The sequence below is a fragment of the Acetivibrio cellulolyticus CD2 genome, from assembly GCF_000179595.2.
GTDB lineage: Bacteria > Bacillota > Clostridia > Acetivibrionales > Acetivibrionaceae > Acetivibrio > Acetivibrio cellulolyticus.
Genome location: NZ_JH556652.1, coordinates 18,659 through 19,036 on the forward strand (window position 1 = coordinate 18,659; position 378 = coordinate 19,036).

Genomic DNA, 378 nt, shown 5'->3' on the forward strand with positions numbered 1-378 from the left:
GATCGGCAAATATATCTATACCTTCATGAGATTCACTCTTGTTATTGTGAGTCCTATCAGCACCAAAGCTGTTTGTATAATTATACTTTACTCCTGGAGGAATAGGAAAGGTAACAGTATTTCCGTTATATGTGTACAAATCATTTTCTCCATCATATGAAGACCAAGAACCAGCGTAATATGTATCGTTTGTATTTGTTAAACATTCTTGACCAGCAAACATAATCATCGGCAGCATACAAGCTATTAGTAAAACAAAAATAAAGAATCAAAGGAATTAAAAAGGAAGTGAGTATATTAGTATTTTTTTCTTTTATTATATTCTTCATTAGTTTAATCCTCTTGTTTTGGCAAATTGGTCTATTTCACTTTTCGGTA

Annotated in this window: 1 protein-coding gene; it reads right to left on the bottom strand. The window is 31.2% G+C overall.

The annotated features are described in order from the left end of the window. The coding region (locus ACECE_RS26295; protein WP_010243673.1) for a hypothetical protein at positions 1 to 229 on the bottom strand (229 nt) is incomplete at its 3' end. Positions 230 to 378 lie beyond the last annotated feature (149 nt).